Source organism: Terricaulis silvestris, assembly GCF_009792355.1.
Classification (GTDB): domain Bacteria; phylum Pseudomonadota; class Alphaproteobacteria; order Caulobacterales; family Aquidulcibacteraceae; genus Vitreimonas; species Vitreimonas silvestris.
Genome location: NZ_CP047045.1, coordinates 302638 through 323719, shown reverse-complemented (window position 1 = coordinate 323719; position 21082 = coordinate 302638). Strand labels below are relative to the sequence as shown.

Genomic DNA, 21082 nt, shown 5'->3' with positions numbered 1-21082 from the left:
CGATCACAATGTGAGGCGGCGCGCACCTGGATGGGCGCCGTCTCCATAATTTGTTCCGAAATTCGCACTACATTGCCCTCATGCGGTACGTGTGCGATGCGCCGGACGGCGCGACCTGGTTCAGATTTGAGACCGAAGCGGAAGCTGAAGCCGAAGCGGCGCTGATGCGGCACGCGGTCGAAAAGTATTTCCGCCGCTTCGAAGCTGCTGCGCGGGAGAGCTATAGGGCCCCGGCTGGCGCGCCGACCTTTGAGCAATCCATTGGCCTGAAGGCCCACGTCGCGCGGACCATGCCGATGTTTCTCACCCTGCGCGCCGAGGACGGCGCTGGTCTCGCCACCGCGATGCTGCCACCCGAGGGGCGCAACCAGGTCAACTTCAAGACCGTCATCGTCGGCCCCGAAAACGCCGACCCGTACCTTGCGCACGAGCCGGCGATCCTGGCGCTCGCGCGGCACTTCAAATTGGAGCTGCCGCGCGAGACGTGTTTTCCGTACGCGTAGTTACTTCGGCGCAGCGCCGCCCGCGGTTTGCGAGACGACACGCGTGCCGGTGTAGCACGGCGCCACCGTGCAGTTCTGCAAGAGCAGACGCGCGATGTATTGGCCATCAGCTGGGGGCGTGAACGCCACGACCGGATAGTCGTCCGCCAGCATGTCGCTCGCCACGACGCCGCCCGTGCGCATATCGATCAACTCGATGTCGACATTGTTGCAGTCACCGTCGCAGGCGCCGAGGAACGTGTACGGCGTGCCGCCGGTAAGATTGACCGACCAGCGATTGTCCGTGCCCGGCTGCAGCGCGACGACTTGATCGTCCATGCCTTGCACCGGGCCCATGCTGGCGGCGAATTGCGATTGGTAATTGTCCAACAGCGTATCCATGCCGGTGATCAATTGCTGACGCACTTCGTCGGTGATCTGCGCTTGTTGTGTGGTCGGCTGTGGTGTCTGCGTCGACGGCGCTTGCGCGCCCGGTTGCACCGGCGGCAAAGCCGCGCCGTTGCCCTGATTACACGCGGCCAAAGTCAAGACCGCCGCGGCGGCCAGCATCATACGCATCATTCGGTTTTCTCCCGTTCCAGGCCGCGCAGCCCTAACGCAGGGCCGCGGCGTCTGTCCATGCGTGGCTTATCCAGAAGCCCGGAAAAACGCGCTGTGCCCGCGGTCACTTTCGCGATTTCGCCACGGAAATCGGTTGTTCCGGCGACCAGCGCCGCATCGGCGCGAAGCATTTTTCGGTATGCGCTGGTGTCGGGTGCTTCACCCGCGACAGCCGGCCGTGCTCGACCATGTGCGCGTAGATTGGGTCCCAATCGGTCGCCGCCTCGCCTTCCCAGTGCGCGACGCTGGCCTCATCGCACCAGCTCATCAGGTTCGGCATCGCGTCGCGATGCGTGGCGGAATCGCGAAACGCTTTCATCGCGTCGATGCTCTCCCACGCCGAGCGCGTCCAGAACACGAGACGGCCTTCGGCAAGCACGGCGCCGGAGATGAAGCCCGGCGACGCACCGCACTGCGCGCTGATCGCGCGCGTCGCACGCACGAACGCGGGCAGCGTGAAGATGGAGTGCAGACGCAAGCGGGTGATGGAGTTGTGAACCACGGCCCACCTCTACCCCGCGAGGGGGAGAGGTCAATTCGCTCCAGCGAATTGGGTGAGGGGGAGAGGTTCAGGATTGAGCGCACCTCTTGATGCCGGTGCTCCACCCTCACCCTGCCCTCTCCCTCCCAAAGGAGGTAGAGGGTTCTTGAGCTTCAGCTTGGGACGATTGAGACATGCTTCATCCTTGTTGCGCATCGCGCGCGAAAAAGTGGAGAGCGGGACGCGGGTGGCTCGCGCCTGCAAAAGTGCGCCGGGTGAGCGACGCTGTCGACGCGGACCATCCGCGTCCCGTGACTGGCTTCCAACGGCTCAGCGCAAGGAGGTCTTTCACTCCTCTGGATGATCGCCGCCGGCGCGCGGGTTTGCGCTGTTCGCGCAAGGCCCCGGTGTGCTCCTCGCGGTTTATTATCCCCGCGGGCTTGTCGCACCTGATGCGATACGCGCAGTTTATGAGGCTCGTTTTCGCCCTCAGGACCGGCGCGCCTTTCCGCGATGGTTTGCGGAAGACATCAGAGCGTCACGCTCAATCACCTCGCTCATCGCATCGGTTGAACAGCGGCCGACTGCCCTCCTGCGGAGCGATGGAGGGATGATACAGGCGGTGGGAAGGTGTGGGATAGATTTTTTCGGAAGCGTTGGAAAATAAGGGCGGGAGCGGTGTTGGGTGGGGGATAGAGCGTTATCGAGCACAACGCCGGAGGAAACCTCCTCGCTTTCGACAACGGCTTCGGCGGAGAAGCGCAGATACGCGGTATTGGTCCTGGCATCGTAATGAAGGCGAACGCTCATCGTTTGGTCACTCGCACGCGATCCCCATCGTCGGTCACAAATGCGCTCGCCTCAAGATCGTCGCCGTGTAGGTTGACGAGTTGGCTTGCGCGCTCAGCTAGCGCCGCGGCGCTCGACTGACGGAGCCGCAGCACGCCCAGATGCTTCGAGCCATCGCGAAATACGAGCGTGCCGAAGTCATGATCAATCGTGATGATAGCCCGGCCTTCCGACGCGGCGGCAGCGAGGATGGCTGGATCACCAGGATCATCGCCGCGTTCGGCGACGGTCACAACATCGTGGCCGTCGGCGCGCAGCCGAGCAACCACGTCTTTAGCCACGCAATTATCGAGCAGGAGCTTCCGCTTCTTCACTGGCCGCCCCCACCGCCGCGCCAGACATGCGAGTCATGCCCGAAAGTTTGCCGGCGTAGAGCAGCGCCGCCTTGACGTCGTCGGGCTCCAAGAACGGGAATTGCTCCAACAGCTCCGCCTCGGACATCCCCGCGCTGAGATAGCCAAGCAGGTGCTCCACCGCGAACCGCTGGCCGCGAATGATCGGTTTCCCGCCGAAAATGGCGGGGTCCGAGGTGATGCGGGCAAGGAGCGGGTTGGTCATAGTGGTTATACACTATCACATTTATTGCGATCGAACCAAACACTTGCGCACCTCCAACGGCTGCACAAGATCGCTGTTTGAACGATTGAGAAAGAGACAGATGAGGACATGCCGCGTCTGTCCCCTCTAGTCCTTTAGGGCACGCTGAATAGTTTTCGCGCTGGGGGCCGTCACACCATTTCGTTCGAGGAAGGCCATGATTGCTCCGTCTCGCTCTTTGATGGTCAGCCCCTTCGGAATGCCCTCTGGCCAGACCTGATTCACGGCGTCCTTTATGCCCGCTCGCTTTGCGCTCCTGGCCTTAGGTTCTTCCGTAATTTGTTGAACGTCCACGTCTTCCGGTTTCACGCGCGGAGAAACCCTTAACTCAACGTCGTACAGCTTCGCTCCATCAAGGTTGAAGAGGCACCGATGGCGATCCCATTCGAGTCCAGCGGTGAAGCATCCCCACTCAATTTGCTCCTTTTTTGCCAGGGCGCTTTCGCGTCGTCCTTTCACATCAAGAGCTCCGATAATTATCGAATGCTCTAGCATGTGTTTCACTTTCGTCCGCGCTATCGGGAAGCTCTCATCAAAAACGCGAGTGCGTTCTTCCTCGGGGAACATCACACCCGGCAAGAACGACGGGACACTGTGCAGATCGCCCTCGTCGTTAATCGAAAGCTCCTGAAAGGGTTCAGAGGGATCTTCGATCCGCAACGCGCCGTAGAACGAACTTATGTTCAGCCGATGAGCTTCGAGACCGAACCAATTTCTGATTCCGGGGTCCGAAGGGTCGTCCAGTTTCGGGCGAAGCAGCTCATTGCGCCGATAGCCATGCTCGACATGGAAGGCAAAAGCAGCGATCGCGAAGCAGTGCGCGTAGGGCAGAATAGTCCAGCGGAAAAACGACTCGGGAAACTCGATTTTGACACCGCAAGTCATTCTGCTCGGTATCTCAAATCGATCCGACACGGTCGCTCCTAATCGCTATCCATCTTCAGCGCCGCGATGAACGCTTCTTGCGGGATGTCGACTTTGCCGAACTGGCGCATGCGCTTTTTGCCGGCTTTTTGCTTGTCCAGCAGCTTGCGTTTGCGGCTGGCGTCGCCGCCGTAGCATTTCGCGGTCACGTCCTTGCGCAGTGCGCTGATGGTTTCGCGGGCGATGATGCGGCCGCCGATGGCGGCTTGCACCGGGATTTTGAACATGTGTTGCGGGATCAGCTCTTTCAGCTTTTCCACCATGGCGCGGCCGCGTGATTCAGCGCGCCCGGCGTGCACCAGCATGGAGAGCGCGTCGACCGGATCGTCGTTGACCAGGATCGACATCTTCACGAGATCGCCGACGTGGTGATCGATCAGCTGATAATCGAAGCTGGCATAACCCTTCGAGATCGATTTCAGCCGGTCGTAGAAATCGAACACCACTTCGTTGAGCGGCAGTTCGTAGATCAGCATCGCGCGCGAGCCGACATAGTTCAGCTCTTTCTGGACGCCGCGGCGATCCTGGCAGAGCTTGATGATGCCGCCGAGAAATTCGTCGGGCGTCAGGATGGTGGCTTTGATCCACGGCTCTTCGATTTCACGGATGTAAACCGGATCGGGCAGATCGGCGGGATTGTGCAGCTCCTTGAGCTCGCCGTCGTTCATGTGCACGCGATAGACGACGCTGGGCGCGGTGGCGATGAGATCGAGATCGAACTCGCGGCTCAGGCGCTCTTGGATGATTTCCAAGTGCAAAAGCCCAAGGAAACCGCAGCGGAAGCCGAAGCCGAGGGCAGCGCTGGTTTCCATTTCGTAGCTGAAGCTGGCGTCGTTGAGGCGGAGCTTCGACATGGCGGCGCGGAGATCTTCGAAATCGGCGGCGTCGGTTGGGAAGAGACCGCAGAACACGACGGGCTGCGCCGGCTTAAAGCCCGGCAACGCTTGCGTGGTTTCGCGGCGATATTCGGTGATGGTGTCGCCGACGCGGGCGTCGCCCACTTCTTTGATCGAGCCGGTGAGGATGCCGATTTCGCCGGGGCCGAGTTCGGCCACCTCTTCGCGGCGCGGGCGCAGCACGCCGAGTGTGTCGATGTTGTAGCCGGCGCCGGTCTGCATCAGCTTGATGCGCATGCCCTTCTTCACCACGCCGTCGATGACGCGAAAGAGCACGACGACGCCCAGATAGGCGTCGTACCAAGCATCGACCAGCAGCGCTTTCAGCGGCGCTGCGGCGTCGCCGGATTTCGGCGGCGGCAGGCGCGTGACGATGGCTTCGAGCAGCTCCGGGATGCCCTCCCCGGTTTTGCCGGAGGCGAGAATGGCCTGCGACGCATCAAGCCCGATAACGTCTTCGATCTGTTGCTTCACCCGCTCGGGCTCAGCGGCGGGCAGATCGATCTTGTTGATCACCGGTACGATCTCAAGATCGATATCCAGCGCCTGATAAACGTTCGCCAACGTCTGCGCTTCAACGCCCTGCGACGCGTCCACAATCAGCAACGCGCCCTCGCACGCGGCGAGCGAGCGCGACACTTCGTAAGCGAAGTCGACGTGGCCGGGCGTGTCCATGAGATTGAGGACGTAATCGAGGCCGTCCTTGGCTTTGTAGTCGAGGCGCACGGTTTGCGCCTTGATGGTGATGCCACGCTCTTTCTCGATGTCCATGTTGTCGAGCACCTGCTCGGTCATCTCACGCGCAGTGAGGCCGCCGGTCGATTGGATCAATCGGTCGGAGAGCGTGCTCTTGCCGTGGTCAATGTGGGCCACGATGGAGAAATTGCGGATGCGGTCGCGGGGCGTCATTTGCAGGCGCGGTGGTATAGGCGCCCGCGCGGGGCGCCAAGGCTCACGGCTGCGTCAGTTCGGCATTAGGGCGAAAAATGCCGCGTAGAATAAGAGCCATGCGCCGATGAGGACCCAAGTGAGCTGGCGTTCGCTGAGCCAGCGGCTCAAGGCGCGGCCGATCAGGGCCGTGCCGACGGAGACGATCAGGAAGCGCGGCAGACGGGCGGCGATGGAGGCGAGCGCGAAGGCGGGGAGCGACGCGCCAGCCCAAGGCGCCCAGATCGCGTAAACCTTGAAGGGCGTTGATGAGAGCGGGCCCACAAGGGTGGCGTTGAACCAGTTGTGGGTGCCCATGCTATCGCGAGCGCTTGTCACCATCGCTTCGCTGATTGCCGGCGCCGCTAGCACGGCGGCTCGCGCGGCGTCGGGGTCGCTAGCGCTCCAGAGAAACATGATGCTGCCGCCAACGGCCGCGCCGATGGCGGCGTAGAGCGATGAGATCGCCGCGGCGCGGGGGCCGCGCTTCAGACCGATGTAGGAGAGGATGACGTCGGGCACGATGAAGAACAAAGTCGCCTCGGCGACGCCCCAGACGAACGCGGCGATGTTAAGCGGCTTCATGCGTTGAGTTTCGGCAGATCGAGCTTGAGGCCGAAGTGGGCGCGCTCGCCGCTTGCAGTTTCGAAACCGCCGACGATCTTGGCTTGGCACCGCACCGTCGCGCGTTCGGCGCCGGCAGCGGTGAGATCGGCGCGGTAGAGCCGCGCATTGGCGCGGGAGAGATAGCCGGCGCGTTGGCCGTTCAAGTACACGGCGACGGCTTGGTCGTCGTAGGGGTTGGAGTCTTCGAGGACGAGTGTCGCTTCGTGCAAGGCGCCGTCCTCCGCGGCGGCTTCAAGCACGCGTTGATACTGGGAGACGCCGACCACATCGACGGCGAACGCACCCGGTCCGTCTATTTCTATATCCATGCGCCACCGCTCTTAGCGGCCATCATATTCGGAATCGTGCGCCGGTGCGCCAGGGAGTTCGCGTTCGAGTGATTCCCGATAGGCGACGCAACCGCGGAAGAATTTGGGCCAAGGCGGTACGGTGATGTTGGCCGGGATCGGCTCGGGCAGCAGGCCCCAGAGCTGCGGGTGATGCCAACAGAGCTTGTGGCCGGAACTGTCGCGGTGGTCGCGGATGCCGGCGCGAAGGCGCTTTACTTCGGCGATTAGGCCCTCGCGATCCATGGTTTTCAGGTCGTCATCCATGCTGCGGCTCCTCTCTGGAGGAATAAGCGTAGCCACATTGACGGGGGTTCCGCACTCCCCTAACTACGCCCGCTTCTACCGCGACTTCATGTGCCCGGATGGCGGAATTGGTAGACGCACCAGCTTCAGGTGCTGGCGCTCGCAAGGGCGTGGAGGTTCGAGTCCTCTTCCGGGCACCATCCTACGCTCGCCGCGCGAGCTTCGGATTGCAGGCCATCCCCAATCGCATAAATTTGGAACTCGTCGTCGCTCGCTAGAGCGCGGTGTCCCTGCGTGCTAGGCCGATGCCATGAAACAGCTTGTCCTTGCTCTCTCTGTCGCCCTCGCCGCCTGCGCAACGGCCGCCGCGCCGACGGCGGAGCACAATCACCATGAAATCTCCACCGTCGGTATCGCGCCGACTTGGGATGAGGCGCGGGCGAACGCCATCCTGGAGCGGACGCAGCGATTGCATCTGGCGCCGGATATGTCGGCGCTCACGCCGGGCGAGCGCGAAGCGGTGCGCGAGTTGCTGCTCGCAGGGGAGCGGATGCATCAGCTTTACATGGAGCAGCGCCACCCGCAGGCGCGCGCGGCGGCGGCGTATCTTGCGGAGCATCCTGAGCTGACGGCGGCGCGCGATCTGTTCCAGATGAACTCGGGGCCGATCGCGACGACGTTGGACAATACGCGCGAGGCGTTTCTCTCGGTGTCGCCGGAAGAGCCGGCGCGGAATGTGTATCCGGCGGGCGCGACGCGCGAGACGATGGATGCGTTCATCGCGGCGAACCCGTCGCGGCGCGAGACACTGATGGACGATCGCGGCGTGGTGATGGCGGCGACGGACGAGAACCGCGCGCATGCGCTGATGGTGCTGGATCATCATCCGGTGCTGGACGCCTTGCATCCGGGGCTGCGGCAGCGGTTGCAGACGGAGCAGACGTATCTCGCTGTGCCCTACTCGGTCGCGTACGCGCGCGATATTCTCTACATCGCGGATCGGCTGAATGCGGCGGCGGATGATGTCGAGAGCGGCGACGCGGCGTTCGCGCGCTATCTGCGTTTGCGGGCGCGGGATTTGCTGGCGGATGATTATGAAGGCGGCGATGCGGCTTGGGTGACGGGGGATTTCACCGGCAATCTCAATGCGCAGATCGGCTCGTACGAGACGTATGATGACGCGCTTTACGGCGTGAAGACGTTCTTTGCGCTTTCGCTGCTGGTGCGCGACCGGGCGCGGAGCGAGGAGCTGCAATCGGCGCTGGCGGATATTCAGCGCGTCGAAGACGCCCTGCCCTATGACAGCGATCGCGAAGTGCGCAGCAACATTCCGGTTGGTGTTTACAACATTGTCGCCGATTTTGGCCAGGCGCGCGGGACGAACACCGCGACGATCCTGCCGAACGAGGCGTACTTGGCGCGGCAATACGGGCGCACGATTTTGATGCGCGGCAATATTTTGCTGAACGATGAGATTTTCGACGAAACGCATCGCGCGTTCGAAGCAGTGGTGATCGACAGCCAAGGCGACGACCTGACGTCCGAGGGCGGGTTCTATCGCACGCTGTGGCACGAGATTGGGCACTATCTCGGCGTCGATCAGACCGCGGATGGGCGCGAGCTTGATGCGGCGTTGGAGGATACGGCTGATCTCTTGGAGGAGATGAAGGCCGATCTGGTGTCGTTGACATCGGCGCGGATTTTGAACCAGCGCGGCTTGCTGAGCGATGCGCAGCTGCGCGGGATTTATGCGTCGGGCATTCGCCGCGTGCTGCAGAAGAACCGGCCGCGGCGCGAGCAACCCTATCAGACCATGCAGCTGATCCAGTGGAACTGGTTCATGGAGCATGGGGCGTTGCGGTACGAGAACGGGCGGTTGCGGATCGATTACCGGCGTTATCCGGAAGCGGTGACGAGCCTGTTGCGCGAGGTGCTGGCGATCCAGCGCGCCGGTGACCGGGCGCGGGCCAATGCGTTCGTGGATCAATGGACGACGTGGCGGCCGGAGCTGCATGAAGTCATCGCCACGCGGATGCGCGAAAGCGAACGCACGCGCTTCAGCTTGGTGAGGTATGAGGCGCTTGACGCGGCCCAGTGAGCGCTCGTTAAGGTCGCGCGGTTAGGCTTTTCATCATGGATGCGGACGTCCCCGCCGAGATCGTGATTGTCGCGCCGCGTTTGCCGGAGGCGCCAAGCGAGGACACTTACGCGACGTTTGAGATCGATCCGGCGGCGCTGGCGAACGCGACGCGGCTAGATGAAGCGTTGCGCACGGCGCCGGGCGTGGCCCTTTTCCGGCGCAATGATAGCGCTGCGGCGAATCCGACGATCCAAGGTTTGTCGGTGCGCGCGATTGCGCCGAGCGGCGCGGGGCGTGCGCTGGTGACGCTCGATGGCTTGCCGCTGAACGATCCGTTTGGCGGCTGGGTGATTTGGGGACAGCTGCCGCCGGAGACGATTGCTGGCGCGACGGTGCTGCGCGGTGCGGGCGCGGGACCGTATGGCGCGGGCGCGCTGACGGGCGTGGTGCAGTTGGAGGAACGGCGCGGACAAGGTGCGGCGCTTTCGGTTGAGGGCGGCGAGGATGGCTACGCGCGCGCTTCGGTGTTTGCCGAGGGCGGCGAGGATGCGTTGTCGTTCATGCTCGCGGCGTCGATGGCGCAGAGTGATGGCTGGGTCCCAGTGCACGAGAGACGCGGCGCGGCGGATACGGCGTTGTGGTCCGACAGTGCGGCGGGCGTCGCGCGGGTGCAGTGGCGCGGCGATGATCTGGTGTTTGCGGCGCGGCTGGGCGGATATTCGGAGCAACGCAGCGCGGGATTGGTAGGCGCGGAATCTACATCCGAAGGCGCGAGCTTGAGTTTGACACTGGCTGCGCCGCGCGGTCCGTTTGCTTGGCGCGTTCAGGGTTGGGCGCTGACGTCGGACTTGGCGAACTCATCGGTGAGCGTGGCGCCGGATCGGAGCGCGACGACGCCGGCGAACAATCAGCTGCACACGCCAGCAGTCGGGTGGGGCGGCAACGCGGCGGTGCGCTGGACGGAAGACGATCGCGGGCTCGAGCTGGGCGCGGATTTGCGCACGGCGGATGGTGAGACGCGGGAGCGGTTCTCGTTTGTCGGCGGCGCGTTCACGCGGTCGCGGGTTGCGGGCGGGAAGACGCTGACGGCGGGTGTGTATGCGGAGACGTGGCGTGTGCTGGGGCCGTGGTTGCTTTCGGGCGGCGCGCGGGTGGATGTGACGCGCGCGAGGATGGCCGACCGCGTGGAGCGATTGTTGGCGACGGGCGCGCCAACGTTGCAGTTTGCGCCGGAGGATTCCGAGACGATTGCGCCGACGGCGCGGTTTGGGTTTCGGCGTGGGCTCGGCGCCATGTTCGTACGTGGTGCGGCCTACTCCGGTTTCCGGCCGCCAACGTTGAACGAGCTGCATCGCCCCTTCCGCGTTGGCAATGATGTGACGGAGGCGAACGCGGCGTTGGAGCCGGAGCGCTTGTACGGCGCGGATTTCGGCGTGGGCGCAGACCACGGTGCGTGGTCGTGGAATGCCGGTGTGTTCGTGAACCGGTTGGACGATGCGATCGTCAACGTCACGCTTGGCGCGGGGCCGGGGACGTTTCCGCCGGGCGTGTTCGTGCCGGCGGACGGCGCCTACCGGCAGCGACAGAATGCGGGGCGGATCGATGCGGTTGGCGTTGAAGCTGACGCGAGGGTCGCGGTCAGCGATGCGCTAAGCTGGCGCGCGGCGTTTGCTTACACGGACGCGGAGGTCGACGGCGGCGATGCGGCGCCGGGGCTGACGGGCTTGCGGCCAGCGCAAGCGCCGGAGTGGACCGCGAGTGCGGGCGTGCGATGGCGCGCGTTCGATGCGACCACGCTGAGCGCTGACGTGATCTACGAGAGCGAACGGTTCGAGGACGATCTGAACACGCGCGTGCTTTCGGCGGCGACCGTGCTCGATTTGCGCGTGGAGCAGCGGCTTTCGCCGCTCGCGTCGGTGTACCTGGCGCTCGACAATGCGCTGGATGCGGATGTCGAGACCGCAGAGACAGCGGACGGAACCGAGAGCTTTGCGCCACCGCGGGCGTTGCGGGTGGGCTTGCGGCTCGGCACGCCGCGCTGAGACTGGCGCGGGCGCGCGAATTGGACTAAGGCCCTGCCCGATGACACGGAAGCTTTCTCTCACGAGCGACGGACGCAACATTGTCGTCCACCTGCACAAGGGCGATCTGCCTGACGGCGTAACGTTCAACGGACCCGTCGCGGTCGATAGCGAGACGATGGGGCTGTCGTTGGTGCGTGATCCGTTGTGCCTGGTGCAGATCTCCGACGGCGGCGGCGAGGCGCACTTGGTGCAGCTCGATCGCTCAAGCTATGACGCACCGAACCTGAAGCGGGTGCTAAGCGATCCCAGCGTGCTGAAGCTCTTTCACTTCGCACGCTTCGACGTGGCGATGTTTATGCGCGATCTCTCGATCGTCACCGCGCCGATCTATTGCACCAAGATCGCGTCGAAGCTGGTGCGGACGTACACCGACCGCCACGGGCTAAAGGATCTGACCAAGGAAGTGCTCGGCCGCGATATCTCCAAAGAGCAGCAATCAAGCGATTGGGGCGCGCCGGAGCTTTCCGATGCACAGCTGGCGTACGCGGCGTCTGACGTGCTGCATCTCCATGCGTTGAAGGATCGCCTCGACGCGATGCTCGCGCGCGAGGGGCGCACCGAGATTGCGCAATCGTGCTTCGACTTCCTGCCGACGCGCTCAGCACTCGATCTGGCCGGCTGGGAAGACGTCGATATTTTCGCGCACTCATGAGTGGCAAGATCAATCCTCGTGCTGAAAGGCGACGTAATCATCCGGCTGCGTGACGGCGATGTGACGTTGAAACCCGGAGAGATTTTCGTTGTACCCAAAGGCGTGGAGCATGCGCCGTTTGCGGAAGCAGAAGCGCACGTGCTGCTGATCGAACCGACCGGCACGCCGAATACGGGTGATGCGGCGACGGCTGCGCGGCACGAGATTTAGCTGCTCGGCTGTGACGCGGGGCAAAAACCGCGCTAGACCCTCCGGCGGAGAGATGCATGAAACTGCTCACCGGCTTTGTCGCCATTGTTGTTTGGCTGGCCCCGTGCGCGGCCTCAGCGCAACTGTTTGCCGATCCCTTCGCTGACGCGGCCGCCTATCGCCAGATGCGCCGCGAGGCGCCCGCCGACGCCACGTATCGTGTTCGCTACGAAGTCACGCGCATTGAACCAAACCAAGCCCCCGCCGTCTCGGAAGTCACGATCGATGTGGCGGCGGATTGGTCGCTGACACGGGAAGGCGATCAGGTTTTCCTGCGCGATTTCCAGCTCAACCGGACTTTCATCCTGCGAGGCGACTCCTTCGTCTCGACCAACAGCCTCGCCGACATCGTCTTCCGCGTTATGGAGCGTCAGAACCGGACTTATCTACAGCGCATTGCGTCGGCTGCCGGCGTACAGCTTGCCGACGATTGCGATGCGGACACCGAGCTTGGCGTGACGATGCCAAGCGCATCCGGCGCGAGCGCAACCGAGTTTGGCCAAAGCGGGAGCGCCGTCGAAATGCGTTGCGGCGGGCGAGCCGTTGGGCGCTTTAGGGCGAGCGATGGCGCTGCGCCTCCGGCGGCGTTTTGGCCGACGATGTTCACGGTGATGACGACTCATCCGGCCTTGCATCGGCGCATTCGAGAAACGGGCCGCGCGCCGGCGCAGCTGGAGACGTCTTTCCGATATGCGCCGGATGCAGAGCGGCGGCGGAGCTGGCGGCTTGTTGCGGTTGAGACCGTTGCTACGCGCTATCCGCTCAGCGCAGCGCTGCGCAACACGACAAGCGAAGTGTTGGATCGCGAGTTCGCGGCCGGGATCGGACAAGTTGGCATCGATGCGGTCGCGGGACGCGCGCAAGGCGGCGCGCCGACGCTGCAGAGTTGGGGCGATCATCTCAACGACGTCGCGCGGCGCGATGGTCAGGCCGCCGCCGCCATGCTGCTGCTTCCGACTTACAACATGTTTCCGGAGTTGGAGGGCACGTGTCAGGGCGCCGCGCAGGTGCATCCCCTCTGCCCGCTGAACAACAATCTGCGCGCGATCGCCAGCGCCGATCCCGCTCCCATGTCAGTGCTGGAAATCGGCATGGCCGAGCAGCAGCGAAACAATGCGGCCGTCATCGCGGCGATGCGGCGTGCGCAGGCATCTCCGAATCGCGATCATCCCGCGCTCAACGCCTCGTTTGCGCTGGCGCTGCTGCGCTTCGATGAAGTAGCTCTGACGGAAGCTCGAGCAGCGAGTTTGCCGACTGACGTCGATGCGCTTCAAGCGGCGGCGCTTCGTGCGCTTCCCTACAATCCCGCTTATTGGACAGATGTCGGGGACCGTTACGGCGGCGCGTATGATTATGCGACGGCGTTTGTGTTTTACGATGTCGCCTATTCTTTGCCGATGCCAAGCGCGGTGGCGCGGAACCGCGTGTTGGTATCGAAGCGGGAGGTGATGCAGCGTATACGCCGGGACTTTCCCGACGCGACGTTGCCCCCTACGCCTTGACCACTGCCTGTTCGATCCGGCCAAAGATAGAGTGGCGCTTGGCGTCGAACATCTCGATCTCGACGCGATCGCCGTGCTTGAGAAAACTCGTGCTTGGCTTGCCGGACTGGATGGTCTCGATCATGCGCTGTTCGGCAATGCAGGAGTAACCGCGGCCGCCTTCGCTGATGGGTTTGCCGGGGCCTTCGTCGGCGCCGCGATTGGAGACGGTGCCGGAGCCGATAATCGTGCCGGCGGCGAGGTCTCGCGTCTTGGCGGCGTGGGCGATGAGTTGGCCGAAGTCGAAGGTCATGTCATCGCCAGCGTCGGCGGCGCCGAAGGGTTTGCCGTTGAGTACGACGTGCATCGGCAGATGCAATTTGCCATCGCGCCATGCATCGCCCAGTGCGTCGGGCGTAACGGCGACGGGTGAGAACGCAGACGACGGTTTGGATTGGAAGAAGCCGAAGCCTTTTTCTAACTCGGCTGGAATGAGGTTGCGCAGGCTGACATCGTTGACGAGCATGACGAGGCGGATGCGCTTCTTCGCTTCCGCGGCGCTGATGCCAGCTTCGCAATCGTCGACGATGACGGCGACTTCGGCTTCGAAGTCGCAGCCCCAGGCTTCGTCCTTCAGAGGGATCGCGTCGCGCGGGCCGAGGAAGATGTCGCTGCCGCCTTGGTACATCAGCGGATCGGTCCAGAATGTTTCAGGCATCTTGGCGCCGCGCGCCTGGCGCACCAGCGCGACGTGATTCACGTAGGCTGAGCCATCGGCCCATTGGTAGGCGCGTGGCAGCGGCGATGCAGCTTCGCGCTCGTGGAAGCGTTCGCGTAGGATTGTGCCGTTGTTGACGCCTTCGCTCAGCGATTTGAGGCGCGGTTCGGCGTGAGTCCAATCGTCGAGCGCGGCCTGCAACGTCGGCACGGTGGGCTCGTGCGCGCACCAGGCAAGATCGTCGGAAACGACGACCAGTTTGCCGTCGCGCCCGTGGCGGAGTGATGCGAGTTTCATGCTTTCACTGCGTCCTTTTGGCTTTCCGGCGCGGCTTTGATGAAGGCCGAGTGTTTGCGGGCGGTTTCATCCCAGGCCACCAGGCGCGGGAATGGCGAGAGATCCGTCTTGAACCGGCGGGCGTTGGCCATTTGCGGGACCAGCATGATGTCGGCCAGGCTGGGTTCGTCGCCGAAGGCATATTTTGTTTCGGCGCGTTGTTCGGCTTGGTGCTCAAGTGCGTTGAAGCCGAGCTTGATCCAGTGGCGATACCATTCGCCGACGTGATCGTCGTCGGCGCTGAACTCGAGCTTGATGCGCGTGAGGACGCTGGTGTTGTTGAGCGGGTGGATGTCGCAGCCGATGGTCAGCGCGAAGGCGCGGACTTGGGCGCCGAGCCAGGGATCGGCCGGCGTGAGGCGCGGTTCGGGATAGGTTTGATCGAGCCAGACCAGGATCGCGAGCGATTGCGTCAGCAGCCCCTGCTCCGTCTCAACCGCGGGCACGCGCATCTGTGGGTTCTTGGAGCGATAGGGCTCGCGCATCTGCTCGTCCGTGCCGGGCAGGATGTTGATCGGGATCGACTCGTAGTCGACGCCCTTCAAGTTCAAGCCGATGCGGACGCGATAGGCGGCGGAGGAACGCCAATAATCGTAGAGCTTCAGCATCAGGTTGGCTCACGTTCGTAAAGAAGCACACCGTAAGCCAGCACAGCCGGTCCGACAATGTCAGATGAAAGCTCCGGATTCCCTAGTTGCAAATCGAGAGAAACGGGAAGACGCGATTGCAGAGCGGTGGCCCAATCGTCGTGACTAAACATCCAGACGACCAGGTCGTCGTCGTCGCCTTTTCTTCCTACGTCGATGATCGCTGCGAGATCGAGATCGCTGGCAGCTCCCTGCTCACCGCGAGCGTAACTTCCAAATAGGAAGACCTGTTTGAGCTCTGGGATAGCCCGCGCCCAAAGTTGAATAGAACTGATCCATTCCTCTGGGAGCAAGCTCACTCACCGATCCGCGATTTCACAGCGTGGGCGGCGCGGGCTTTTTCGTGGAGCCAGGCGGCGTGCTGCGGCGCCTTTTTGGTTTGGCTCCACTCTTCGAGCATGGCGGGCGCGACGCGCTTTAGTTCTGCCAACTCCTCCGGGGTGCCGGTGTCGGCGGTGAGTTCGAGGCGGTGGCCGTTGGGATCGAAGAAGTAGATCGATTTGAAGATTCCGTGGTCGGTTGGACCGAGCACGTCGAGGCCCTTGGCTTCAGCGCGCGCCTTCGCGGCGAGCAGCGCGTCGAGGCTATCGACCTTGAAGGCGATGTGTTGGACCCAGGCCGGCGTGTTCTGATCGCGGTCCATCGTTTTCTGGTTCGGCAGTTCGAAGAAGGCGAGCACGTTGCCGTTCCCGGCATCGAGGAAGACGTGCATGTAGGGATCGTACTCGCCAGTGGACGGCACGTGGTCCTCGGCGAACGCCGTCGTGTAGTCCATGTCAAACACGTCGCGATAAAACTCGACGGTTTGCTTGGCGTCTTTGCAGCGATAGGCGACGTGATGGATGCCGTTGGTTATCGCCATGGGGCGCTCTCCTCGTGCGCGAGGCGAGCGCCTGCGCCGTTCAGGTTTGATCGGTAGGAACGTCCTTCACGCGTGTCTTGCCAACGCCCAACGCAATGCCGAGGCCGAGCAGGACGAGCGAGCCGACCACGATCCATTGGGTCGGGACGTTGAGCAGCACGGCGCCGTAAATCAGGCCGGCGAGAAGAATGATAAAGCCGATGGCGTAAATGACGAAAGTCGACATGGCGCGCTCCCATGGCCTCGTGTTCAGGGCCGGATGTGTTCGGCCTATCAACGGCGGAAGCGGCATTTGGTGCCGTCGGATGGGAACTTTGCTTCAATCGTCCTCATCCGCGAAAATCTGAACCAACGGATAGCCGCCCTGGCGGAGTTGGCCGCGATACATGCCGGGCGTGTTCATGACCCAGGCGTAGCGGCCGTTGCCATCGATCACGATGACGCCGCCGCTGCCGCCCATCTCACCGACTTCGCGCATGACCAAGTTGGCGGCGTCATCGGCGTCGTCGCTGTTGAGCTCCATGCGCGCGCAGATGGCGCGGGCGACGCCGGCGCGGATGAAGTACTCACCGCTGCCAGTGGCGGAGACGCCGCAGACGCCGTTCTGCGCGTAAGTGCCAGCGCCGATGATCGGAGCATCGCCAACACGGCCCCAGCGTTTGCCGGTCATGCCGCCGGTTGACGTGCCGGCGGCGATGTTGCCGCGTGAATCGTAGGCGACGACGCCGACGGTGCCGAACTGGTGATCGTCTGCGCCTTCAAGATGGTAGCCTTGAGGCGCGGGCGGCGCGCCTTCGGGGCGCGCGGGGACGGGTAGGTTGTTGGCGCGCAAATATTGATCGAGCTGTTGCCAGCGGCGTTCGGTGAAGAAGTACGACGGCGCGACCTCTTCGAGGTTCTGCGTGCGCGCGAATGTCTCGGCGCCCTCACCCACCAGCATGACGTGCGGGCTGTGCTCCATCACGGCGCGGGCGGCGAGGATGGGGTGGCGCGTGCGCGTCATGCCGGCGACTGCGCCGGCGGCGCGGGTTGAGCCGTCCATGATCGAGGCGTCGAGCTCGTTGCGGCCTTCAGCGCTGAACACGGCGCCGCGGCCGGCGTTGAAGAGTTCGTTGTCTTCAAGGTACGAGATGGTCGCGGTGACGGCGTCGAGCGATGTGCCGCCGCTTTCGAGGATATTGCCCCCAATGGTGAGCGCGTCGCGCATAGCCGCGCGATACGCGGCGTCTTGCCCGGGCGTCAGCGTGGTGCGGTCGATGACGCCGGCGCCGCCGTGGATGACGATCGACCAGCGTTCCGGTTCAGGCTCGGGATTAGCGACGGCGCGGATGGTGCCGCAGGCGGAGAGCGCAATCAGCGCCAGCGCGAGGAGCGCGCGCATCACGCACTTTCCTTCAGTACGCCGCGGCGGATTTGGTCGAGTTCGATCGATTCGAACAGCGCTTTGAAATTGCCTTCACCGAAGCCTTCATTGCCCTTGCGCTGAATGAACTCGAAGAAGATGGGCCCAATCGCGTCCTTGCCGAAGATTTGCAGCAGCAGGCCCTGGCCTTCGCTGGGCGCGCCATCAATCAGAATGCGGCGCTTGCGCAGTTCTTCGACCGGCTCACCGTGACCTGGCAGGCGTTTGTCGATAAGGTCGAAATAGGCTTCGATCGTGTCTTGCAGTTCGACATTGCGCGCGCGGAGGCGGTCGACGACCTCGTAGAGATTGTTGGTGCCGAAGGCCAAGTGCTGGATGCCCTCGCCTTTGTAGCGTTGCAGATATTCCTGAATCTGATCGACTTTGCCCTCGTCGCCCTTCGATTCATTGAGCGGGATGCGGATCTTGCCGTCTGGGCTGGTCATCGCCTTTGAGAACAGGCCGGTGACTTTGCCTTCGATGTCGAAATAGCGGATTTCGCGGAAGTTGAAAATCTTCTCGTAATAGTCCGCCCACGTTTTCATATTGCCGCGGAAAACGTTGTGGGTGAGGTGGTCGAGGTAAGTGAGGCCGATGCTGTTCTTGGACTCGTCGGCGCCTTCGATCGGCTTGAAATCGATGTCGTAGATCGACTGCGCGCCGTAGCGATCAACTAGATAAATATAGGCGCCGCCGATGCCCTTGATGGCTGGGATGTTGAGCTCCATCGGGCCGACTTTACCCTCGACCGGCTCGGCGCCGCGTTTGATGGCTTCTTCCAGCGCGTGCTTGGCGTCGCGCACACGAAACGCCATCGCGTTCGCAGACGGGCCGTGGGCGCTGCGGAAATCCGCGGCTTGGCCAGACGGCTCCATGTTGAGGATGAAGTTGATGTCGTTCTGCTTGTAGCGAACGACGTTCTTGCTGCGGTGCTTGGAGACGGCGGTAAAGCCGATCTGCTCGAAATAGGCCGCGAGCTTTTCCGGTTCGGGTGAAGTGAATTCCACGAACTCGAAGCCATCGGTTCCGATCGGGTTTTCGAACAGGTCGGCCATGGTGCTCCTCGCCACTTGCGTTCTGTTCCGATTTAGTTTCATCTGAAACCAATGGCAAGCGCGAAACGCAAAACGACCCCGGCCGATCTGCTGGTTTTGGAGGATTTCCTTCCTTACCGGCTCTCCATCCTGTCCAACCGCGTAAGCCGGGCGATCGCGGCGCGTTATGCCAAGACGTTCGACCTCACCATTCCGGAATGGCGGATCATTGCGGTGCTCGGACGCCGCCCTGGCCTGACAGCGAAAGAGATCGCGGAGGCCACCGAGATGGACAAAGTCGCGGTGTCGCGCGCGGTGGCGAAGCTGATCGCGGCGCGACGCGTGCGTGCGAACGCCGACAAGAACGATGCGCGCCGCCAGCCGCTTTTGCTCACGGCGCAGGGCGAGGACGTGCATGCGCGCATCGCGCCGATCGCGCTGGCGAGTGAGCAGAAGCTGTTGTCGGCGCTCGATAGCCGCGAGCGTGCGCAGTTGGACGATCTGATCGATCGGCTGCTCAGCGCCGCGCGCGCCCTCTAAAGTTCCAAACACAGCACCAAGAGGAACCGTCGCCTGCTCCTGTGCGTCACCACTGACGGGGGGGGAGTGGGCATGACTTTTTCCTCGGAGCAGATAATGACACGACTTTCACGGATCGCCGCGAACGCGGTGTTCATCAGCGCGGCCGCCTTGATGGCCGGCTGCTCATCTTCAGGTGATGGCGATAGCGCGGCGGCATCCTCGACGCGCGGCGCGCCGGCAACGGCAGCGCAGCCGTCCGGCGCGACGCAAATGTATAGCGACGCCCAGGTGCAAGCGTTTGTCGCAGCGCGGACGGAAATCCAGGCGCTGCCGCCCAACACGGATCAAGCGCGCATCGGTCAGATTCTGAGCACCCACAACCTCGCGCCGGACGTCTACAACGCGATCGCGACGCGGGCGCAGACCGATCAAACCTTGTCGAACCGCATCGCCGCCGCGAGCGTCGGCACGGAGTTCACGGACGCGCAGCTGCAATCCTTCATTGCGGCGAGCACGGAGATCAATCCGTTGAGCCAATCGCTTTCGACGGCGCCGGCCGAGCAGCAACCGGTGATCGCGGCGCAAATTCGCTCGGTCCTGCAGACCAATAATCTCTCGATCGAAGCCTACAACGGCATCGCGGCGCAAGCGCAGAGCGACCCTGCGCTGGCGGCGCGTATCAATGCTCTTGCCGCGCCAGCGGCGCCGGCCGACGCGACCGAGCCACCGGCGACAACGCCGCAATAACGTCCGCGCGGGTCATTGCTGTTGAGGCGTCAGGCGCACGATGCGTCTGTTGTCCTCATCGGTGATGACCCACAGCGCGCCGGTTTCGTCTTCCGCCATGTCGCGGATGCGGCCTATGCCGAGATCGAAGCGCTCTTCGCCGACGACGCGTTCGCCTTCGATATCGAGGCGCACGAGTTGTGCTGTGCCGAGCGCGCCGATCAGAATGTCGCCGCGCCAAGGGAAGAGTTCGCCGCGATAGAAATCCATATCGCCGGGCGCGATGACCGGATCCCAATAATAGACCGGCTGCTCCATGCCTTCGCGCACGGCGATGCCTTCGCCGATCGGCGCGCCGCTGTAGTCTTCGCCGTACGAGATGATGGGCCAGCCGTAGTTACGGCCGGCTTGGGGAATGTTGAGTTCGTCGCCGCCTTGCGGGCCGTGCTCGATAGTCCAAAGCGCTCCGGTATCGGGGTTGAGATCGGCGCCCTGGATGTTCCGGTGGCCATAGGACCAGATTTCGGGACGCGTGTTGGCTCGGGCGACGAATGGGTTGTCCGTGGGGACGGTGCCGTCGGCGTTGATGCGCACGAGCTTGCCTATCGTGGCGCTCAAGTCCTGCGCGAGAACGCGCGGTTCTGGATTGGAGCGTTCGCCGAGCGTAACGTAGAGGCGGCCTTCGCGATCGAACACGAGGCGCGAACCGAAGTGCGCGGTGGAACGCCAGGCGGGATTTTGCTGGAAGATGCGTTGCACGTTTTCGACGCGCGCGCCGTCATCGCTCAAGCGTGCCCGCGCGACGGCGGTGGCGTTTTGGCCGCTGCCGCGTGGTTCGGAATAGCTCCAATAGATCAGGCGATCGGTGGCGAAGCTCGGTGAGAGCACGACGTCGAGCAAACCGCCCTGCCCGCGTGCATCGACGCGCGGCAGACCTTGGATCGGCGCCGAGAGCTGACCTTCGCGCGTGACGATGCGCAGGCGGCCGGGGCGTTCGGTGACGAGCATACGGCCGTCTGGCAAGAAGACGATCGCCCACGGATGCTCCAGCCGCGCGCCGAGCGGCTGCCGCGCGATTGTGATCCCAGACCGTGCTTCGGGTGCGCGAGTTTGGCCGGCGAATGCGGGTTGGAAGTTGGTGTTCGCCGCGCCCTGCGCGACCGGCGCGCTTGCGCCGGACGCATTCTGTTGCTGGCCGTTGCTCTCCTCGCCCGTGCATGCGGCAAAGACCAGCACGGCGCCAATGATCAGCGTACGCATGCGGACCAAATCCCTCCTCACGAGAAGTCATATGGCGTGTGTCCACGGTTTGG

26 protein-coding genes and 1 tRNA gene are annotated in these 21082 nt (G+C 63.3%); 9 read left to right on the top strand and 18 right to left on the bottom strand.

From position 1 onward, the window contains the following. Positions 1-80: 80 nt before the first annotated feature. The gene (locus tag DSM104635_RS01610) at positions 81-503 is read left to right on the top strand and encodes a hypothetical protein (protein ID WP_158764515.1); all 423 of its coding nucleotides are present in this window, start codon (positions 81-83) and stop codon (positions 501-503) included. On the opposite strand, the gene DSM104635_RS01605 is transcribed toward DSM104635_RS01610, so the two are convergent. The 10 genes from DSM104635_RS01605 to DSM104635_RS01560 form a co-directional block, all read right to left on the bottom strand. Then, on the bottom strand, positions 504-1064 hold the full coding sequence (locus DSM104635_RS01605) for a hypothetical protein (protein ID WP_158764514.1): 561 nt from the start codon (positions 1062-1064) through the stop codon (positions 504-506). A gap of 103 nt (positions 1065-1167) precedes the next feature. Beyond that, complete coding sequence (locus tag DSM104635_RS01600; RefSeq protein WP_158764513.1) at positions 1168-1605, bottom strand: DUF3291 domain-containing protein; 438 nt, start codon at positions 1603-1605, stop codon at positions 1168-1170. Positions 1606-2073: 468 nt separating this feature from the next. After that, a complete protein-coding gene (locus DSM104635_RS20145) occupies positions 2074-2394 on the bottom strand; it encodes a DUF2283 domain-containing protein (RefSeq protein ID WP_158764512.1) in 321 nt (106 codons plus the stop codon). After that, entirely contained in the window at positions 2391-2747 is a 357-nt protein-coding gene (locus DSM104635_RS01590; RefSeq protein ID WP_158764511.1) for a DUF5615 family PIN-like protein, read from the bottom strand. The genes DSM104635_RS20145 and DSM104635_RS01590 overlap by 4 nt, the downstream gene beginning before the upstream one ends. Then, complete coding sequence (locus DSM104635_RS01585; protein WP_158764510.1) at positions 2719-2991, bottom strand: DUF433 domain-containing protein; 273 nt, start codon at positions 2989-2991, stop codon at positions 2719-2721. Before DSM104635_RS01585 ends, DSM104635_RS01590 begins: the two co-directional genes overlap by 29 nt. Positions 2992-3117: 126 nt before the next feature. Further along, a complete protein-coding gene (locus DSM104635_RS01580) occupies positions 3118-3945 on the bottom strand; it encodes a hypothetical protein (RefSeq protein ID WP_158764509.1) in 828 nt (275 codons plus the stop codon). Positions 3946-3953: 8 nt separating this feature from the next. Next, positions 3954-5765 carry a translation elongation factor 4 gene (lepA, locus tag DSM104635_RS01575; RefSeq protein ID WP_228446023.1) on the bottom strand — a complete coding sequence of 604 codons (1812 nt, stop codon included), beginning with the start codon at positions 5763-5765 and terminating at the stop codon, positions 3954-3956. Positions 5766-5813: 48 nt separating this feature from the next. Beyond that, positions 5814-6362, bottom strand: coding sequence for a hypothetical protein (locus DSM104635_RS01570; protein WP_158764507.1), 549 nt, complete (start codon positions 6360-6362; stop codon positions 5814-5816). Further along, positions 6359-6712, bottom strand: a complete 354-nt coding sequence (locus DSM104635_RS01565) for a hypothetical protein (protein ID WP_158764506.1) — start codon at positions 6710-6712, stop codon at positions 6359-6361. The genes DSM104635_RS01570 and DSM104635_RS01565 overlap by 4 nt, the downstream gene beginning before the upstream one ends. Positions 6713-6724: 12 nt before the next feature. Next, a complete protein-coding gene (locus DSM104635_RS01560) occupies positions 6725-6997 on the bottom strand; it encodes a hypothetical protein (RefSeq protein ID WP_158764505.1) in 273 nt (90 codons plus the stop codon). Positions 6998-7089: 92 nt separating this feature from the next. Between DSM104635_RS01560 and DSM104635_RS01555 the strand changes: the two genes are divergently transcribed. The 6 genes from DSM104635_RS01555 to DSM104635_RS01530 all read left to right on the top strand — a co-directional run bounded on the left by DSM104635_RS01555 (position 7090) and on the right by DSM104635_RS01530 (position 13543). Then, positions 7090-7176, top strand: a tRNA-Leu gene (locus DSM104635_RS01555). Positions 7177-7286: 110 nt separating this feature from the next. Continuing rightward, positions 7287-9074 carry a DUF8614 domain-containing protein gene (locus DSM104635_RS01550; RefSeq protein WP_158764504.1) on the top strand — a complete coding sequence of 596 codons (1788 nt, stop codon included), beginning with the start codon at positions 7287-7289 and terminating at the stop codon, positions 9072-9074. 35 nt (positions 9075-9109) lie between these two features. Further along, entirely contained in the window at positions 9110-11098 is a 1989-nt protein-coding gene (locus DSM104635_RS01545; protein WP_158764503.1) for a TonB-dependent receptor, read from the top strand. Positions 11099-11138: 40 nt separating this feature from the next. Beyond that, on the top strand, positions 11139-11792 hold the full coding sequence (locus DSM104635_RS01540; RefSeq protein WP_407703504.1) for a ribonuclease D: 654 nt from the start codon (positions 11139-11141) through the stop codon (positions 11790-11792). Beyond that, positions 11793-12002 (top strand): cupin domain-containing protein, encoded by a 210-nt coding sequence (locus DSM104635_RS01535; RefSeq protein ID WP_158764502.1) that lies wholly within the window; start codon positions 11793-11795, stop codon positions 12000-12002. It begins immediately after the preceding gene. Positions 12003-12058: 56 nt separating this feature from the next. Further along, the gene (locus DSM104635_RS01530) at positions 12059-13543 is read left to right on the top strand and encodes a hypothetical protein (protein ID WP_158764501.1); all 1485 of its coding nucleotides are present in this window, start codon (positions 12059-12061) and stop codon (positions 13541-13543) included. On the opposite strand, the gene DSM104635_RS01525 is transcribed toward DSM104635_RS01530, so the two are convergent. The 7 genes from DSM104635_RS01525 to hppD form a co-directional block, all read right to left on the bottom strand. Beyond that, positions 13533-14537: a fumarylacetoacetate hydrolase family protein gene (locus DSM104635_RS01525; RefSeq protein ID WP_158764500.1), complete on the bottom strand. Its 1005-nt coding sequence runs from the start codon at positions 14535-14537 to the stop codon at positions 13533-13535. The two genes, DSM104635_RS01530 and DSM104635_RS01525, sit on opposite strands and share 11 nt — an antisense overlap. Further along, on the bottom strand, positions 14534-15184 hold the full coding sequence (gene maiA / locus DSM104635_RS01520) for a maleylacetoacetate isomerase (RefSeq protein ID WP_187448161.1): 651 nt from the start codon (positions 15182-15184) through the stop codon (positions 14534-14536). The genes DSM104635_RS01525 and maiA overlap by 4 nt, the downstream gene beginning before the upstream one ends. Continuing rightward, positions 15184-15522, bottom strand: a complete 339-nt coding sequence (locus DSM104635_RS01515) for a nucleotidyltransferase domain-containing protein (RefSeq protein WP_158764499.1) — start codon at positions 15520-15522, stop codon at positions 15184-15186. Before DSM104635_RS01515 ends, maiA begins: the two co-directional genes overlap by 1 nt. Further along, the gene (locus tag DSM104635_RS01510; RefSeq protein ID WP_158764498.1) at positions 15519-16085 is read right to left on the bottom strand and encodes a VOC family protein; all 567 of its coding nucleotides are present in this window, start codon (positions 16083-16085) and stop codon (positions 15519-15521) included. The genes DSM104635_RS01515 and DSM104635_RS01510 overlap by 4 nt, the downstream gene beginning before the upstream one ends. A 40-nt stretch (positions 16086-16125) precedes the next feature. Further along, on the bottom strand, positions 16126-16311 hold the full coding sequence (locus DSM104635_RS01505; RefSeq protein WP_158764497.1) for a hypothetical protein: 186 nt from the start codon (positions 16309-16311) through the stop codon (positions 16126-16128). Positions 16312-16404: 93 nt separating this feature from the next. Beyond that, the gene (locus DSM104635_RS01500) at positions 16405-17466 is read right to left on the bottom strand and encodes an isoaspartyl peptidase/L-asparaginase family protein (protein ID WP_158764496.1); all 1062 of its coding nucleotides are present in this window, start codon (positions 17464-17466) and stop codon (positions 16405-16407) included. Continuing rightward, entirely contained in the window at positions 17466-18542 is a 1077-nt protein-coding gene (hppD, locus tag DSM104635_RS01495; protein ID WP_158764495.1) for a 4-hydroxyphenylpyruvate dioxygenase, read from the bottom strand. The genes DSM104635_RS01500 and hppD overlap by 1 nt, the downstream gene beginning before the upstream one ends. 51 nt (positions 18543-18593) lie before the next feature. Here hppD and DSM104635_RS01490 point away from each other — a divergent pair, with 51 nt between their 5' ends. Both DSM104635_RS01490 and DSM104635_RS01485 read left to right on the top strand, forming a co-directional pair. Beyond that, entirely contained in the window at positions 18594-19061 is a 468-nt protein-coding gene (locus tag DSM104635_RS01490) for a MarR family winged helix-turn-helix transcriptional regulator (protein WP_158764494.1), read from the top strand. A gap of 96 nt (positions 19062-19157) precedes the next feature. Next, positions 19158-19790 carry a DUF4168 domain-containing protein gene (locus tag DSM104635_RS01485; protein WP_158764493.1) on the top strand — a complete coding sequence of 211 codons (633 nt, stop codon included), beginning with the start codon at positions 19158-19160 and terminating at the stop codon, positions 19788-19790. A 12-nt stretch (positions 19791-19802) separates the two neighbouring features. Here DSM104635_RS01485 and DSM104635_RS01480 read toward each other — a convergent pair whose 3' ends face one another. Continuing rightward, a complete protein-coding gene (locus DSM104635_RS01480; RefSeq protein WP_158764492.1) occupies positions 19803-21029 on the bottom strand; it encodes a PQQ-dependent sugar dehydrogenase in 1227 nt (408 codons plus the stop codon). Positions 21030-21082 lie beyond the last annotated feature (53 nt).